This window comes from Pseudomonas sp. CFBP13508 (genome assembly GCF_005233515.1).
Taxonomy (GTDB): domain Bacteria; phylum Pseudomonadota; class Gammaproteobacteria; order Pseudomonadales; family Pseudomonadaceae; genus Aquipseudomonas; species Aquipseudomonas mercuritolerans.
This window is the reverse complement of the sequence record NZ_QFZZ01000006.1, coordinates 29947-45542: the sequence shown is the minus strand read 5'-3', so window position 1 is coordinate 45542 and position 15596 is coordinate 29947. Positions and strand designations below refer to the sequence as shown.

Below are 15596 nucleotides of genomic sequence, written 5' to 3'. Positions count from 1 at the left end.
AGTTCATTTCCAGGTAAGTGCCGCTACGTAAATCTTTCCGACCTTTGGATATTTACGTAAAACGGCGCAGGCCGCGTCCATCGACGCGCCGCTATCAAACAAATCATCTACCACCAAAACATTCCAGCGCCCGTCAGTAGTGATTTCGTCATTGACGCTAAAACTGTTTCCAATCGCTGCAACCTTGTCTGCTTTGGAATGCAGATCCTTCAACGATTTCCCCGTAGCCGCCTTTCGGAGCAAATCCGAGAAAACCGGTCGCCCGATGATTCGTCCCAACGCCAATGCGACCTCGGTTACCGGTTGGCGCTGACGAATATTCGAAGCTGGCATAGGCACTACGAAACCTACCTGATCCAGTTTTGGGAACACGTTTGTCGCTACCGCTTGAGCAAGTGGGCCGACCTGGTTCCAATCCTTCTGGTACTTGAGCCGGTAGGTCGCCTCACCGATCTCGGTACGCTGATTATCGAAACATGCGTGTCCGCGATCATCGTTGCCGAGAAAGGTACTACTTACCATGTGTTTGTCCAGCACCCAGCCCTGATCCCAAGGGCCATTGATCTGCTTGAGAGACACCTTCATTGAATTCTCCGTTATTCGTAACAATCTCTTTAGCCCTGAAACCAAGGGCCGGGCATCTGCAGCGACGCGTAAGATCAAACAAATAACGGAAAAAACACCGGCTAGGGGTGGTCACGCTGATGCCTGCACAAAAACAGGCATTTCCTACAGATACGACCTTCCTGAAAAACTCTCATCTCCTACAACATCATCCAGTTGCTGCTAAAAAACTGTGGCAAGGGAGCAAACTCCCTCGCCACAGGTAAGGTTGATTTATCTGTCCACCGTGTAAGCCAAATCGCTTTCAGGGTGCCTGCTTCAGTGTTAAAACCGCGAAACACTCCGCATCGCATCCACCAGATAGCGCATGGCGATCCGGTCGCTTTCCGATAGCTCTCGATAACGTTCCACCAGCTTCAATTCCTCGGAATTGAGACGGCGTCTTCTGCGCCCGCCGCCCAAGCAAGGGAAGATGCCCAACATTTCGGTGATGCCCTGTATTTTCGCCATGGACGATGTCCTTCTCTATTGAGTCAAGAAACTGCTGAACCTCACATCGCCCTGCCTCTTCGAGCAGCGTCGTGTGCCCCGCCGGCACGAAGGCTTGTATCCGGTCTTGCTCATAGAATAGGAATTAAATCGGCGTTGAAAAGTGGTTTTTAGAGTAATTAATCGAAAAAAGCAGATATGCCCTCTAAATCAGATAGCCCTGTCAGAAAAATTACAGACATGTCTTGTTTCATTGCCAGATGGCGCAACGCAAACAAGCCTTTTTGCCCGACAATCGAACCGATTAAGCTAGCGGGCATCTGTTTATAGTCCGTTGCGTTTGGCCGAAGGCATGACCGAACCGTAATTTCCGATCCGATACGTGCCAGGAACGGCGCGGGATTGCACACGACAGGTTGTATTTATGCACCGCAGGAATTTGCTCAAAGCGTCCATGGCCATTGCGGCCTATACCGGTCTTTCCGCGTCGGGCCTGTTGGCCACTCGCGCTTGGGCGGCCAATGGCGGCGCCGCCGATGGCGAGGCCCAGGCCTTCGATTTCGAAGCGTTGAAGCGTCAGGCCAAGCAGCTCGCCGGCAATGCCTATCAGGATACGAAACAGGTGTTGCCGCCAACCCTGGCGACCATGACTCCGCAGAATTTCAACGCGATCCGCTACGACGGCGAGCATTCCCTGTGGAAGGAAAACAAAGGTCAGCTGGACGTGCAGTTCTTCCACGTCGGCATGGGTTTCCGTCAGCCGGTGCGCATGTACAGCGTTGATCCGAAAACACGCATGGCGCGCGAAGTGCACTTCCGCCCGGCGCTATTCAACTACGAGAACACTTCGGTCGACACCCAGCAGCTCAAGGGCGACCTGGGTTTTGCCGGCTTCAAGTTGTTCAAGGCGCCGGAGCTGGATCGCCATGACGTAGTGTCGTTTCTCGGCGCCAGCTATTTCCGCGCCGTCGATGCCACTGGCCAATATGGCCTCTCCGCACGCGGCCTGGCCATTGATACCTACGCGAAGAAGCGCGAAGAGTTTCCCGACTTCACCAAGTTCTGGTTCGAGACGCCTGACAAGAACGCAACGCGTTTTGTGGTCTACGCCCTGCTCGACTCGCCGAGCGCCACTGGCGCCTATCGCTTCGACATCGATTGCCAGGCCGAGCGCGTGGTCATGGAAATCGACGCGCACATCAACGCACGCACCACTATCGAACAGTTGGGCGTGGCGCCGATGACCAGCATGTTCAGCTGCGGCACCCACGAACGGCGCATGTGCGACACCATTCACCCGCAAATCCACGACTCCGATCGCCTGGCAATGTGGCGTGGCAATGGCGAGTGGATCTGCCGTCCGTTGAACAACCCGGCTACGCTGCAATTCAACGCATTTGCCGACAAGGACCCGAAGGGTTTCGGCCTGGTGCAGACCGACCACGAATTCGCCAACTATCAGGACACTGTCGACTGGTACAGCAAGCGCCCGAGCCTGTGGGTAGAACCGACAACCGCGTGGGGCGAAGGCTCTATCGATCTGCTGGAAATTCCTACGACCGGCGAGACGCTGGATAACATCGTCGCCTTCTGGACGCCGAAGAAACCCGTGGCTGCCGGGGATTCGCTGAATTACGGTTACAAGCTGTACTGGAGCGCCCTGCCACCGGTCAGTACGCCACTGGCACGGGTGCACGCAACGCGTTCGGGCATGGGTGGCTTCACCGAGGGCTGGGCGCCGGGTGAGCACTACCCACCAGTCTGGGCGCGCCGGTTTGCCGTGGACTTCACCGGTGGCGGCCTCGAGCGCCTGCCACAGGGCACCGGGATCGAGCCAGTGATTACCTGTTCCAACGGCAAGGTGCAGGACTTCAGCGTGCTGGTGCTGGATGACATCAAGGGTTACCGGATTCTGTTCGATTGGTATCCGACCAATGACAGTGTCGAGCCAGTGGAACTGCGCCTGTTCATTCGCACCAATGACCGCACGTTGAGCGAGACCTGGCTGTACCAGTATTTCCCGCCGGCGCCGGACAAGCGTAAATACCCTTGAGGTTCTAAGGCGGCTGTTCTGGCGTCATTCGCGAGCAGGCTCGCTCCCACAGGGGTCCGCATTCCTATTGTGGGAGCGAGCCTGCTCGCGAAGAGGCCCGCCTGGACAACGCAAACTTCTGCGAATAGAAAAGCCCCGACCATCACCGGCTCGGGGCTTTTGTTCTTCAGCCTTCAATTAATCACGCAAATCCGACTCATGAATCGGCTGATCCCGATGGGTCGCGCGCTGATACTGCGCCGGCCACACCGCCTTGCGCCCGCCCAGATCATCGTCGGCATGCAGCGGCCAGTACGGATCACGCAGCAGCTCTCGGGCGAGGAAGATGATATCGGCCTGACAGGTGCGCAGGATGTGCTCGGCCTGTGCAGGCTCGGTAATCATGCCGACAGTGCCCGTCGCGATGCCTGACTCTTTGCGTACCCGCTCGGCAAAGCGCGTCTGATATCCGGGTCCGACCGGAATTTCCGCGTTTGCAGCTGTCCCTCCTGAAGAAACGTCAATGAGATCGGCGCCCAGCGTGTGAAGGCGACGCGCCAGTTCCACGGTTTCGTCCGGATTCCAGCCGTCTTCGACCCAATCGGTCGCCGAGACGCGGACAAACACCGGCAATTCCTCCGGCCAAACCGCCCTCACCGCTTCGGTGACTTGCAGCACCAGGCGGATGCGATTCTCGAATGAACCACCGTACTGATCGCGACGCTGGTTGCTCAGCGGCGAAAGAAACTGATGCAGCAGATACCCATGCGCGGCATGCACCTCGACCACGCTGAACCCCGCCGTCAGCGCGCGCTTGGCCGCGTCGACAAAGGCCTGGATCACTTCGGCGATCTGCCCCTCATCCAGCTGCTTCGGTTGCGTGTGCTGCGGATCGAAAGCAATCGGCGATGGCCCGACCGGGATCCAGCCGCCATCCTCGGGTTTGACGCTGCCATGCTTGCCGATCCACGGCCGGTGAGTGCTGGCCTTGCGCCCGGCGTGGGCCAGTTGAATACCAGCGACCGCACCCTGGGCGGTGATGAAGCGAGTGATGCGTTGCAGCGGTGCGATCTGTTCGTCGTTCCACAGGCCAAGGTCTTCGGCGGTGATGCGCCCGTCGGCGGTCACCGCCGTGGCTTCGGTGAAGACCAGACCGGCACCGCCCACCGCGCGGCTGCCCAGGTGCACCAGGTGCCAGTCGTTGGCCAGGCCATCGACGCTGGAGTACTGGCACATCGGCGACACGGCGATGCGGTTGGGCAGGGTCAGTTGGCGCAGGGTAAAGGGTTCAAGCAGCAGACTCATGGGGCACCTCTCGAATCAGTGGGCAGGCTCCAGGGTTCTGTTTGAAAAGTCGACGAGTGACAGAAAAAGGGTGCAGCACCCGCCCCCGCGGGCAAAAATTCGACAAGACGTCACAAGGCCAATCAAGCAGTGCTTAGAGCCTAGTCGACAACCGGAGATGACGGAGGGTTCAGAGTAATTCAATGTATGAGAGGACGCTTTCGCGAGCAGGCTCGCTCCCACAAGACTGCACCGTACCTGTGGGAGCGAGCCTGCTCGCGAATGGCTTAACGCGGTTCGATATGAGCAATCATCAGTTGCACCGTCTCGTTGCCACGAAACTCGTTGACGTCGAGCTTGTAAGCCAGTTCAACCCATTGAATCGTCGGGTTCGGCCATACATCGCGATCAATACCAAACGCGATGCCATCGAGCTTCACCGAGCCACATTCGCTTTTCAGCACCACTTTCAAATGTCGTTCGCCAACCACACGCTGCTCGACCAACTGAAATACGCCATGAAACAGCGGCTCCGGAAAGTGTTGCCCCCACGGCCCGGCATGGCGCAAGGCACGGGCCAGTTCGAGGTGGAATTCTTCGACGGCCAGCGTGCCATCCGACAGCATGCGCCCGGTGAGGTCTTCCTCGCGAAGTTGCCTGCGCACCTCAGCGTCGAATGCCTCGGCGAACAGCGGAAAATTCTCCTGCGGCAAGGTCAGACCGGCGGCCATTGCGTGGCCACCGTACTTGGCGATCAAGTTGGGATGTTGCGCCGCGACCACGCTCAGCGCATCGCGAATATGGAAGCCTTGAACCGAGCGACCGGAGCCCTTGAGCAGACCATCACCGGCATCGGCGAAAGCAATGGTCGGGCGGAAATAGCGCTCTTTCATCCGCGAGGCGAGGATGCCGATCACGCCCTGATGCCACTCCGGATCGAACAGGCACAGACCGAACGGCATCGACTCGACCGGCAGATCCTTGAGCTGCGCCAGCGCTTCACGCTGCATGCCCTGCTCGATGGATTTGCGATCCTGGTTCATGCCGTCCAGTTGCGCAGCCATTTCCCGCGCCAGATTGGCGTCGGCGGTGAGCAGGCATTCGATGCCCAGGCTCATGTCGTCCAGACGCCCGGCGGCGTTCAGGCGAGGGCCGACAATAAAACCCAGGTCGGTGGAAGTGATCCGCCCAGCCTCTCGCTTGGCAACTTCGAGAATCGCCTTGATCCCCGGCCGCGCCCGGCCGGAACGAATCCGCTCCAGCCCTTGATGCACAAGGATGCGGTTGTTGGCATCCAGCGGCACCACGTCGGCGACGCTGCCCAGCGCCACCAGATCGAGCAGTTCGCCGATGTTCGGTTGCGGTTTGCTCTCGTACCAGCCGAGGCTGCGCAGGCGTGCGCGCAATGCCATCAGGACATAAAAAATCACCCCGACACCGGCCAGCGCCTTGCTTGGAAATTCGCAGCCCGGCTGGTTCGGATTGACCAGCGCATCGGCCTGCGGCAGTTCATCGCCGGGCAAGTGGTGGTCGGTGATCAACACTTTCAGTCCGGCACGCTTGGCCGCCGCGACGCCTTCGACACTGGAAATACCATTGTCGACGGTGATCAATAGTTGCGGTTCGCGGGTCAGCGCGACTTCGACGATTTCCGGCGTCAGGCCATAGCCGTATTCGAAACGGTTCGGCACCAGATAATCGACATGCGCCGCGCCCAGCAGGCGCAGGCCGAGCACACCGACCGTGCTGGCGGTGGCGCCGTCCGCATCGAAGTCGCCAACAATGAGAATGCGCTGACGCTGCTCCAGAGCCGTCACCAGCAGATCGACCGCCGCTTCAATGCCTTTGAGCTGCTGAAACGGGATCAGGCGCGCCAGACTTTTGTCCAGTTCCGCTTCAGATTGCACGCCCCGCGCCGCATACAGGCGGGTCAGCAGTGGCGGCAGATCACCGAGGAAAGGCAGCGTGGCAGGCAGTTGACGAGGTTCGATACGCATGGGGCGACGGAGGCTTCTCTTTGATTCGTGGTAAATATCAGCGGTGATGCGACCTCAGCCGCGCTCACCTTGCAGCCATTGCAACTGGACTTCGTGCTGACCGCGATCATCGGTGACGAAGATCGTGCCTTCGCTGATCATCACGTCCCACTTGATGACGCGCGGCATGTCCTTGGCCAGGGTTTCCAGCACTTCCTGCGGAACGGCTGCGATGTTGACGTTTTTCAGGTTCTTGATCGCCGGGATCACCTTGGTTTCCCAGACTCGCAGGCTGCCGTAGGCCAGCAGGCTGGTGCGTTCGGTGCGACGCGAGCACCAGGTCAGGCGATCGGCATCCGGCTGGCCGACTTCGATCCAGTGCAGGACACGGTCGTCCAGGCTCTTTTCCCACAAGGCCGGTTCATCCACGTCTGACAGACCACGGCCGAACGACAGCTGCTCGTTGTACCAGAGCGCGTAGGCCAGCAGCCGCACGGTCATGCGCTCTTCGGTCTCCGAAGGATGACGGGCAATGGTCTGCTTGACGCTCTCGTACACGCTGCGGTCGAGGTCGGTGAGGTTCAGTTCGAATTTGTAGGTAGTGGACGGCTGGGCCATGAACGGGCTTCTTGATACGAGGAAAGTCGGCAAGTCTAACCGATGCCACCGGCAATCATCGAATTGATGGCGATCAAGCTGCGGCGTCTGACAGCCGGCTATGTTAAAACCCTGTATCCGCTCAGCCTTGTCCCACAGGATTTCGCATGCCGTTCACCAGCAAACCGCTCTCGGGTCTGAAAGTCATTGAATTGGGTACGCTGATCGCCGGGCCGTTCGCCTCGCGCATTTGTGGCGAGTTTGGCGCTGAAGTGATCAAGATCGAGTCGCCGGACGGCGGCGATCCCCTGCGCAAGTGGCGCAAGTTGTACGAAGGCACCTCGTTGTGGTGGTTCGTCCAGGCGCGCAACAAGAAGTCGCTGACCCTCAATCTGAAACACCCCGACGGTTTGGCGATCCTGAAACAATTGCTCGGTGAAGCCGACATCCTCATTGAAAACTTCCGCCCCGGAGTGCTGGAAAAACTCGGTCTGAGCTGGGAAACGTTGCATGCACTGAATCCGAAACTGGTGATGGTGCGCCTGTCCGGTTTCGGTCAGACCGGGCCGATGAAAGACCAGCCAGGTTTCGGTGCGGTCGGCGAATCCATGGGCGGTCTGCGGTACATCACCGGCTTCGAAGACCGGCCGCCGGTGCGTACCGGGATTTCCATCGGTGATTCGATTGCCGCGCTGTGGGGCGTGATCGGTGCGTTGATGGCGCTGCGTCATCGCGAGGTCAATAGCGGACTCGGCCAAATGGTCGACGTCGCCCTGTATGAAGCGATTTTCGCGATGATGGAAAGCATGGTGCCGGAGTTCGACGTGTTCGGTTTCATTCGTGAGCGCAGCGGCAACATCATGCCGGGCATCACGCCCTCTTCGATCCACACCAGCGCCGACGGCAAGCATGTGCAGATCGGCGCCAATGGTGATGCGATCTTCAAACGCTTCATGCTCGTGATTGGCCGCGAAGATCTTGCCAACGACCCACTGCTGGCCAGTAACGACGGGCGCGACAGTCGCCGGGACGAGTTGTATGGCGTGATTGATCGCTGGGTCAATTCGTTGCCGCTGCAAACTGTGCTCGACCTGCTCAATCAGGCCGAAGTACCGGTGAGCCGGATCTTCAGCGCCGAGGACATGTTCAACGATCCGCAGTATCTGGCGCGGGAGATGTTCCTTCACGCCAAGCTGCCGGATGGCAAGGACTTCAAGATGCCCGGCATCGTCCCGAAACTTTCCGAAACTCCAGGTTCGTCCGAGTGGGTCGGACCGCAGCTTGGCGAACACAATGCGCTGGTGCTTGGCGGTCTGGGTTACGACGTGGAGCAAATCGCTCGGCTGCGTAAAGACGGAGCCATTTAAGCTGAAGCGTCAGCAGACATCGGGCAGCAACCGCGCCCCTCTACTTTGGACGTTGTTCGGTCTGATGGTGCTTGGCCTGCCGTTGATAGCCCATGCGAAACCGACGCTGATCTGGCTGCTGCGCGACTTGCCGCCCATGACGATTCTTGAAGGACCGAAGAAAGGCCAGGGTGTCATCGATCAACTGATGCCGCAGTTGATCGCCGGCATGCCGCAGTACGAGCACACGCTGATGCGCGTCAACCGCGCTCGCGGCTGGCAGATGCTCGAGGAAAACCCGCTGGCTTGCGACCCCGCGCTGCTCTGGAGCAAGGCGCGCGCACAGTCGGTGACCTATTCGATCCCGGCGATTCGCGCCGTGAGCAATGGGCTGGTGGTGCGCCAGCAGGATCGCGGCGTGCTCGACCCTTATCTGGTCGCGGGCGAAGTTGATCTGGCGGCGCTGCTGGGGGATGGCGCAAAGCAGCTCGGCGTAGTTGCCGAGCGCAGTTATGGCGAGTTCATCGATAACATCCTGCAACAGGCACCCAAAGGCTCACTCACGCCGCACTACGGCAACGATGCGCTGAGCAATCTGTTGTCGATGCAGCGTCTGGGACGGCTGCAAGTGGTGCTCGGCTATTGGCCGGAAATCCGCTATCAGGCCCGGCACGCACAGATTGACGAAGAAGAACTGCAGTTTTATCCGATCCGGGGCAGCGAGAAATATCTCTCGGGCTACATTGCCTGCTCCGGCACCGAACAAGGGCGCCAAGCCATCGGCGAGATCAATCAGCTGCTGCGCAGCCTGCCGCGCGAACATTTCAATGAGCTTTATGCGCAATGGCTTGATCCAGCAAGAAGAGCGGGCTATCTGGCCGATGCCCGGGCATTCTTCGAGCTGCAAGCCGCGCATTGAGCAAATCCCGGGCAAAAAGAAACCCCGAGAAGTGGGGAGACGACTCGGGGTTAAACGTGGTCTGCTTCGAGACCCGTAGCAGCAAGCGACAAGCACCGGAGCACAATGCTTGATCCTGCTGTTATGGGGTCTGACTGACAGGGATGCAGGAAGGTTCCCACAAAAAATATTTCATCTTTACAGGGCCGGACGCTTGTCCAGAGCCGCATTGCGCAACGCCGCGATGACGCAGGGTTTCAGCCGCCCTTCGGCGATCATGACGTCACGGTGCAGGCCGTCCACCACGTCTGTCAGCAAGCGCTTGTCGCTCAACTGGGCCTGACTGAATTCGCGTTCCACCACAATTGCGCCGCTGCTGTTCTTCAGCGTCACCAGACATTCACCATGGCTGCCACGAGGGGTCAGCGTCACCTGATACGGGCTCAGAGCCTCACCGAGCAATAGACTGATACTTTCCATCTCGATCTCCACTCAATAGTCCGAAAACACAGTGCCTGGGGCGTGTTCACAATAAATGACCACCGGCCCGAGAAGAAAGTTCTGCCTGTCGCGTCCTGATCTCGCGGGACCGCGTCTGACAGAGCATGCACGGCGAAGATGACAGAAAGATAACCGCGAGTTTCAGGCCTCGATGAGTTCCTGTGCAGTCAGCAGATAACTGTCCAGCAGACCTCTCATCAACACCGCCGAGACCGGCGTTTGCAGCCGCCCCAGCAGGCGCAGGCGCTGTTGGCGAAGCACTGGTTCGAGGTCACTCAACAGGCTCTGTGCGACCGCGCCCAGCAGAATCAGTGCACGCGCCTCATGGTGCGCCGCCAGGTGATGAATCAGAGCGAGGCCATCACCGCCCTTGAGTTGCGGATCGCAGATGGCGATATCGACTGCGCCGCGATGCCCCAGTGAACTCAGGGCCGACGCAAGCGAAGGCGCGGTCAATACATCGTAGATGCCGATGGCATTGAGCATTTGATGCAATGCCATCAGCTGGAACGGGTTGGGTTCAAGAATCAGGACTTTAAGCGAGCGCATGGGCGACCTCTGAAGCGATCATCGCGGACTCTCACCGCAGTTGTCGTTCACTCTAGGGCAGGCGTCTTAAGCCTCCCATCAGAAAAGGAGCCGCGTCTTGCAGGACATTTCCTTACTTTATTGCAGACATCGGCAACCGCTCTCGGTCCGGCGCTGGGTGATGTCGGTCCAGCCGCCCAACAAGCCGCGCAATTTGCCGTCGCCGCTGTAAAACGGCACCGTCCACTGATAGACCTCACGCGGCCCGCCATTGAACAGCAACTGCCGCTTGCTGAAGCGCGATTTGCGGGTCTGCAACTGCGCGATGAACTCCTCGTGCAGCATGCGCGCGGTGGCTTCGGGAAACGCATCGACCTCGATCAGCAAGCGTCCGTGCATCTGGTCCAGGCGCACCGACAGCGCCTCTTCGTAACTGCGGTTGCAGATGATCAGGCGCCCCTGCAGATCACGAACAAACACCGGATCGGGCATGGAATCAATCAGGGCGTGCTGAAAGGCCAGTTGGTCCCCCAGTTCCTTTTCCGCTGCGCAGCGCAACTTGATCACGGCCGCCAGCCGCCTGTTCCAGACCAATGACAATATTCCGAAAACACCGATCACGCCCATCGCCCAGCATCCCCACTCGACCAACTGCTGCCAGATCGACGGCACCGGCGTCGGCGAAATGCCTTCGAGCCATTTGAGACGGATCGCCCGCAACTCCGCCGCAGGGAAAGCTTCCAGCGCCTTGTTGAGAATACTCAGCAGCTGCGGCATGCCTTTTCGTACAGCCAGATGATCGGCTTCCCACTTGCCCTCCACCAGGCCTCCAACCTTGAGCATCCCCAACGGGTAAAGCTGCGCGCCGATTTCGTTTTCGATCGTGGCGTAGGCCTCACCGCTCTCGACCAGTGCTCGCGCTTCGGCATAGGTCTTCACCGAGCGTATTTCAATCGCGGGGTAGTCACGCCGGATCAGATCCTCCAGCGCATGCCGGGCCGGCAGTACCACCACGCGATTCGCCAGTTGTTCAAAGGATTCCACGATCGGCGCGTTGGCATGCCCGACGAAGACCCACCCCGCTCCCCCGAAGGCGTGGCTGAAATCCAGGAACATCTTGCGCTCGTCGCTCACGGCCAGGGTCGTACTGATGTCCGCGACCCCGGTTTGCAGACGTTCGAGCATATGATCGGTAGAAAACGATTCCTGATGCTCGAATTGCAGGCCCGTCATTGCACTGACGCGTTTGAGCACATCGTTGTTCAGACCGCTCCACTGCCCGTGTTCGTCCTGAAACAGGTACAGCGGATACTGAACCGAGGCGACTGTGACCTTGGGATTGTCACGGATCCATTGTCGCTCGTGCGCATCCAGTTCGACAGGTGGCACATTGACTGACGCATGCGCCTGATCGAGTGCCATTTGCGCTGCCAAGGCACTGTTGCATCCCAGCATCGCCCACAAAACCAACCAGCCCAGTGCCGGTTTCAAACCTCTGTAAAACAGCATTGCCATTTCCTTCGTGATCGACTCACCCGTCCTTCATGGGTGAAAACCCGAGCAGTGTGGCAGCAGAAACAAAAAAGCCCGTCAGGAGACGGGCTTCAAAATGTGACAGCTTTTGCGCGCTTAAAGGGGCTTGCCGCGGTTGCCATGCTGGCTGACAAAGGCTTGCACGGCTTTGAGATCGTTTGGCAGAACAGTGCAGCGCTCGTTTCGCTCAAACAAATCAGAAAGATGTGCAGGTAGCTCGAGCGCTTTTCCTACACCCGCTTTCTCCACTGCCTCAGGAAACTTGACCGGATGGGCAGTGCCGAGAATCACCATTGGAATGTCCAGACTGCGACGGCATTCGCGCGCGGCCTTGACGCCAATGGCGGTGTGCGGATCCAGCACTTCGCCGGTCTGCTCGTAGACTTCAGCGATGGTTTCGCAGGTTTGTGCGTCATCCACGGCCAGCGAGTCGAACAGTTTGCGCGCTTCGGTCCAGCGCTCTTGTTCAACGCTGAAGCTGCCGTCCTTTTTGAACGAGTCCATCAGGCCGGCGATCGCCGCACCGTTACGCCCGTGCAGGTCGAACAGCAGACGCTCGAAGTTCGACGACACCATGATGTCCATCGACGGCGACAGCGTTGCGTGCAGGGTTTCCTTGACGTACTGGTTGCCGCTCATGAAGCGGTGCAGGATGTCGTTGCGGTTGGTCGCTACGATCAACTGGTTGATCGGCAGGCCCATGTTGCGCGCCAGGTAGCCGGCGAAGATGTCGCCGAAGTTGCCGGTCGGTACCGAGAACGACACCGAACGCGCCGGGCCGCCCAACTGCAGGGCCGCGTGGAAGTAGTAGACGATCTGGGCCATGATCCGCGCCCAGTTGATCGAGTTCACCGCCACCAGACGCGTGCCTTTGAGGAAGCTCTGGTCGGCGAAGCTGTTCTTGACCATTTCCTGGCAGTCATCGAAGTTGCCTTCGATGGCGATGTTGTGGATGTTCTCGCCGAAGATCGTCGTCATCTGCCGACGCTGCACTTCGGATACACGCTGGTGCGGGTGCAGGATGAAGATGTCGACGTTTTCGCAGTGCTTGCAGCCTTCGATGGCCGCCGAACCGGTATCACCGGAGGTGGCACCGACGATCACCACGCGCTCGCCGCGCTTTTCCAGCACGTAATCGAGCAGACGACCGAGCAGTTGCAGGGCGAAGTCCTTGAACGCCAGGGTCGGGCCGTGGAACAGCTCGAGCACCCATTCATTACCGTTCAACTGACGCAGTGGCGCCACGGCGCTGTGGGCGAACACACCGTAGGTTTCTTCGAGAATCTTCTTGAAGTCGGCGTCGGGAATGCTGCCGGTGACGAACGGACGCATCACCCGGAAGGCCAGCTCGTGATACGGCAGGCCGGCCCAGGAAGCGATTTCTTCCTGAGTGAAACGGGGCAGGTTTTCCGGGACGTACAGACCGCCATCGGTCGCCAGACCGGCCAGCAGGACCTCTTCGAAATTCAGGGCCGGGGCCTGGCCGCGAGTACTGATATATCGCATTTTTTTCAAACCTTCGGTTTGAGCTGCAAGCTGCAAGCTGCAAGTCGCAAGTAAAAGCCAGACTGCTTCTCTCTTGCCGCTTGCAGCTCGAAGCTTGCCGCTGCTTTTAGTTCAAATGTTCGACACGGATCCGTACAACCGGGCCGTCGACGCCAGCCAGAGCTTCCAGCGCGGTGATCGCATCATTGATGCGTTGCTCGACCACGCGGTGGGTCAGCAGGATCATCGGCACCAGACCGTCATGCTCTTCGACTTCCTTCTGCATGATCGATTCGATATTGATGCCGCGCTCCGACAGGATGCTCGCCACCTGGGCCAGTACGCCCGGATGATCCTTGGCGTGAATGCGCAGGTAATAAGCGCTTTCGCAGGCTTCGATCGGCAGGATCGGATGCGCCGACAGCGAGTCCGGCTGGAAGGCGAGGTGCGGCACACGGTTTTCCGGGTCGGAAGTCATGGCGCGAACCACGTCGACCAGGTCGGCGATCACCGAAGAAGCGGTCGGCTCCATGCCAGCGCCGGCACCGTAGAACAGCGTCGAACCGGCGGCGTCGCCGTTGACCATCACTGCGTTCATCACGCCGTTGACATTGGCGATCAGGCGATCGGCCGGAATCAGCGTCGGGTGCACGCGCAACTCGATGCCGGCGTCAGTGCTGCGCGCCACACCGAGGTGCTTGATGCGATAGCCCAGCGCTTCGGCGTAGTTGACGTCGGCGGTGGTCAGCTTGGTGATGCCTTCGGTGTACGCCTTGTCGAATTGCAGCGGAATACCGAAGGCAATCGACGCCAGAATGGTCAGCTTGTGCGCGGCATCGATGCCTTCGACGTCGAAGGTCGGATCGGCTTCGGCGTAACCCAGCGCCTGCGCTTCGGCGAGTACGTCTTCAAACGTACGGCCCTTCTCGCGCATTTCGGTGAGGATGAAGTTGCCGGTGCCGTTGATGATCCCGGCAACCCAGTTGATGCGGTTGGCGGACAGGCCTTCGCGGATCGCCTTGATCACCGGAATGCCACCGGCCACCGCCGCTTCGAATGCCACGATCACGCCTTTCTCGCGTGCCTTGGCGAAAATCTCATTACCGTGAACGGCTATCAGCGCCTTATTCGCGGTGACCACATGCTTGCCATTCTCGATGGCCTTGAGTACCAGCTCGCGGGCAACGGTGTAGCCGCCCATCAGCTCTATGACGATGTCGATCTCAGGGTTCGTGGCCACTTCGAAGACATCGTTGGTAATCGCAATACCGGTCGTCTGGAACTGAGGCTTTGGCGTGCGCGTGGCAATTTGTGCCACTTCGATTCCACGCCCGGCACGACGAGCAATTTCCTCGGCGTTGCGCTGAAGTACGTTGAAGGTACCGCCACCGACGGTCCCTAACCCACAGATGCCTACTTTGACCGGATTCACTGTGAACTCCCCATGAAACGGCCGACACAGGGTCGGCCGGAAAACAACCGCGTGCTCGCGGCTCTCTGTTGATGGCCCGGCGCTGTTGCTGCCGGACCACGATCGTCAACGGTTGCCCGTGACGATGCGATTTACTTCGCGCCCAGCGCCAGTTTGGCGACTTGTGGCGCCGGCTGGTAGCCCGGAATGACCTGGCCGTCGGCCAAAACGATGGCCGGTGTGCCATTCACGCCGATCGACTGACCGAGGGCGAATTGCTTGGAAACCGGGTTATCGCACTTGGCGGCCTTGATTTCCTTGCCATCGACCATTTTGTCCATCGCGGCTTTCTTGTCTTTCGAGCACCACACTGCTTGCAGCTGCTCGTCACCCGGCGAATTCAGGCCCTGGCGCGGAAAAGCCACGTAGCGCACTTCAATGCCGCGCTTGTTCAGCTCGGGCACTTCCGCATGCAGTTTGTGGCAGTACGGACAGGTGGTGTCGGTGAACACGGTGATGTGCGACTTGGTCTCGCCCACGGCCGGGTAGACCACGGTTTCGGCCACCGGGATGGCATTGATCAGTTTGGAAATGCCCAGGCGTTCGGTCTTCTCGGTCAGGTTGACCGGTTTGCCATTCGCCAGCTGATACAGGTTGCCCTGCACGATGTACTGGCCATCGGCGCTGGCGTACAGCACGCGGCTGCCTTTGAGTTTGACTTCGTACATGCCAGGCAACGGGCTGGCACTGATGCTCTCGACCGGAACCTCGAGTTCGAGTTTTTCCAGGCTTTGACGAATGGCTTTGTCGGCCGCGTCGTCGGCGACGGCAAAGGTGCTCACCAACGCAATGGCGGCGGCAGCGAAAATCTGGGTCAGACGCATGAGTACTCCTGAGGGCGGGCCAATGAAACGGTCAGAACGCCCGTGCGAAACACCGGGTCATAACCGTC

General features: G+C 59.3%; 14 protein-coding genes. 3 read left to right on the top strand and 11 right to left on the bottom strand.

Annotated elements, in window-relative coordinates; genetic code table 11:
- Positions 1-3 precede the first annotated feature (3 nt).
- Entirely contained in the window at positions 4-585 is a 582-nt protein-coding gene (locus PspCFBP13508_RS17410) for a ComF family protein (RefSeq protein ID WP_137215227.1), read from the bottom strand.
- A 303-nt stretch (positions 586-888) separates the two neighbouring features.
- Positions 889-1074, bottom strand: a complete 186-nt coding sequence (locus PspCFBP13508_RS17405; RefSeq protein WP_016771524.1) for a hypothetical protein — start codon at positions 1072-1074, stop codon at positions 889-891.
- 403 nt (positions 1075-1477) lie between these two features.
- Between PspCFBP13508_RS17405 and PspCFBP13508_RS17400 the strand changes: the two genes are divergently transcribed.
- A complete protein-coding gene (locus tag PspCFBP13508_RS17400; protein WP_137215226.1) occupies positions 1478-3106 on the top strand; it encodes a glucan biosynthesis protein D in 1629 nt (542 codons plus the stop codon).
- A gap of 177 nt (positions 3107-3283) precedes the next feature.
- On the opposite strand, the gene PspCFBP13508_RS17395 is transcribed toward PspCFBP13508_RS17400, so the two are convergent.
- The 3 genes from PspCFBP13508_RS17395 to PspCFBP13508_RS17385 all read right to left on the bottom strand — a co-directional run bounded on the left by PspCFBP13508_RS17395 (position 3284) and on the right by PspCFBP13508_RS17385 (position 6963).
- Positions 3284-4390, bottom strand: coding sequence for an NADH:flavin oxidoreductase/NADH oxidase (locus tag PspCFBP13508_RS17395; RefSeq protein ID WP_123418141.1), 1107 nt, complete (start codon positions 4388-4390; stop codon positions 3284-3286).
- A gap of 266 nt (positions 4391-4656) precedes the next feature.
- A complete protein-coding gene (gene recJ / locus PspCFBP13508_RS17390; protein WP_137215225.1) occupies positions 4657-6366 on the bottom strand; it encodes a single-stranded-DNA-specific exonuclease RecJ in 1710 nt (569 codons plus the stop codon).
- A 54-nt stretch (positions 6367-6420) separates the two neighbouring features.
- Positions 6421-6963 (bottom strand): YaeQ family protein, encoded by a 543-nt coding sequence (locus PspCFBP13508_RS17385; protein ID WP_007908961.1) that lies wholly within the window; start codon positions 6961-6963, stop codon positions 6421-6423.
- Between the two features lie 146 nt (positions 6964-7109).
- Here PspCFBP13508_RS17385 and PspCFBP13508_RS17380 point away from each other — a divergent pair, with 146 nt between their 5' ends.
- A complete protein-coding gene (locus tag PspCFBP13508_RS17380) occupies positions 7110-8309 on the top strand; it encodes a CaiB/BaiF CoA-transferase family protein (protein WP_137215224.1) in 1200 nt (399 codons plus the stop codon).
- A complete protein-coding gene (locus PspCFBP13508_RS17375) occupies positions 8236-9207 on the top strand; it encodes a TIGR02285 family protein (RefSeq protein ID WP_137215223.1) in 972 nt (323 codons plus the stop codon). Before PspCFBP13508_RS17380 ends, PspCFBP13508_RS17375 begins: the two co-directional genes overlap by 74 nt.
- A gap of 177 nt (positions 9208-9384) precedes the next feature.
- On the opposite strand, the gene PspCFBP13508_RS17370 is transcribed toward PspCFBP13508_RS17375, so the two are convergent.
- From PspCFBP13508_RS17370 to dsbC, 6 genes are all read right to left on the bottom strand, one after another.
- A complete protein-coding gene (locus PspCFBP13508_RS17370) occupies positions 9385-9666 on the bottom strand; it encodes a DUF3509 domain-containing protein (RefSeq protein WP_130912392.1) in 282 nt (93 codons plus the stop codon).
- Positions 9667-9828: 162 nt separating this feature from the next.
- Complete coding sequence (locus PspCFBP13508_RS17365) at positions 9829-10236, bottom strand: response regulator (RefSeq protein WP_130912391.1); 408 nt, start codon at positions 10234-10236, stop codon at positions 9829-9831.
- Positions 10237-10353: 117 nt separating this feature from the next.
- The gene (locus PspCFBP13508_RS17360; protein ID WP_137215222.1) at positions 10354-11724 is read right to left on the bottom strand and encodes a transporter substrate-binding domain-containing protein; all 1371 of its coding nucleotides are present in this window, start codon (positions 11722-11724) and stop codon (positions 10354-10356) included.
- 120 nt (positions 11725-11844) lie between these two features.
- Positions 11845-13254 (bottom strand): threonine synthase, encoded by a 1410-nt coding sequence (gene thrC, locus PspCFBP13508_RS17355; RefSeq protein ID WP_130912389.1) that lies wholly within the window; start codon positions 13252-13254, stop codon positions 11845-11847.
- Positions 13255-13360: 106 nt separating this feature from the next.
- Positions 13361-14665: a homoserine dehydrogenase gene (locus PspCFBP13508_RS17350; protein WP_024011722.1), complete on the bottom strand. Its 1305-nt coding sequence runs from the start codon at positions 14663-14665 to the stop codon at positions 13361-13363.
- A gap of 131 nt (positions 14666-14796) precedes the next feature.
- Positions 14797-15528 carry a bifunctional protein-disulfide isomerase/oxidoreductase DsbC gene (gene dsbC, locus PspCFBP13508_RS17345; protein WP_016771534.1) on the bottom strand — a complete coding sequence of 244 codons (732 nt, stop codon included), beginning with the start codon at positions 15526-15528 and terminating at the stop codon, positions 14797-14799.
- Between the last annotated feature and the right edge of the window lie 68 nt (positions 15529-15596).

What these genes read in the sequence shown, in the direction of transcription:
- PspCFBP13508_RS17410 (WP_137215227.1), bottom strand. Translation starts at nt 585, where the DNA reads ATGAAGGTGTCTCTCAAGCAGATCAATGGCCCTTGGGATCAGGGCTGG.
- PspCFBP13508_RS17405 (WP_016771524.1), bottom strand. Translation starts at nt 1,074, where the DNA reads ATGGCGAAAATACAGGGCATCACCGAAATGTTGGGCATCTTCCCTTGC.
- PspCFBP13508_RS17400 (WP_137215226.1), top strand. Translation starts at nt 1,478, where the DNA reads ATGCACCGCAGGAATTTGCTCAAAGCGTCCATGGCCATTGCGGCCTAT.
- PspCFBP13508_RS17395 (WP_123418141.1), bottom strand. Translation starts at nt 4,390, where the DNA reads ATGAGTCTGCTGCTTGAACCCTTTACCCTGCGCCAACTGACCCTGCCC.
- recJ (WP_137215225.1), bottom strand. Translation starts at nt 6,366, where the DNA reads ATGCGTATCGAACCTCGTCAACTGCCTGCCACGCTGCCTTTCCTCGGT.
- PspCFBP13508_RS17385 (WP_007908961.1), bottom strand. Translation starts at nt 6,963, where the DNA reads ATGGCCCAGCCGTCCACTACCTACAAATTCGAACTGAACCTCACCGAC.
- PspCFBP13508_RS17380 (WP_137215224.1), top strand. Translation starts at nt 7,110, where the DNA reads ATGCCGTTCACCAGCAAACCGCTCTCGGGTCTGAAAGTCATTGAATTG.
- PspCFBP13508_RS17375 (WP_137215223.1), top strand. Translation starts at nt 8,236, where the DNA reads ATGCGCTGGTGCTTGGCGGTCTGGGTTACGACGTGGAGCAAATCGCTC.
- PspCFBP13508_RS17370 (WP_130912392.1), bottom strand. Translation starts at nt 9,666, where the DNA reads ATGGAAAGTATCAGTCTATTGCTCGGTGAGGCTCTGAGCCCGTATCAG.
- PspCFBP13508_RS17365 (WP_130912391.1), bottom strand. Translation starts at nt 10,236, where the DNA reads ATGCGCTCGCTTAAAGTCCTGATTCTTGAACCCAACCCGTTCCAGCTG.
- PspCFBP13508_RS17360 (WP_137215222.1), bottom strand. Translation starts at nt 11,724, where the DNA reads ATGCTGTTTTACAGAGGTTTGAAACCGGCACTGGGCTGGTTGGTTTTG.
- thrC (WP_130912389.1), bottom strand. Translation starts at nt 13,254, where the DNA reads ATGCGATATATCAGTACTCGCGGCCAGGCCCCGGCCCTGAATTTCGAA.
- dsbC (WP_016771534.1), bottom strand. Translation starts at nt 15,528, where the DNA reads ATGCGTCTGACCCAGATTTTCGCTGCCGCCGCCATTGCGTTGGTGAGC.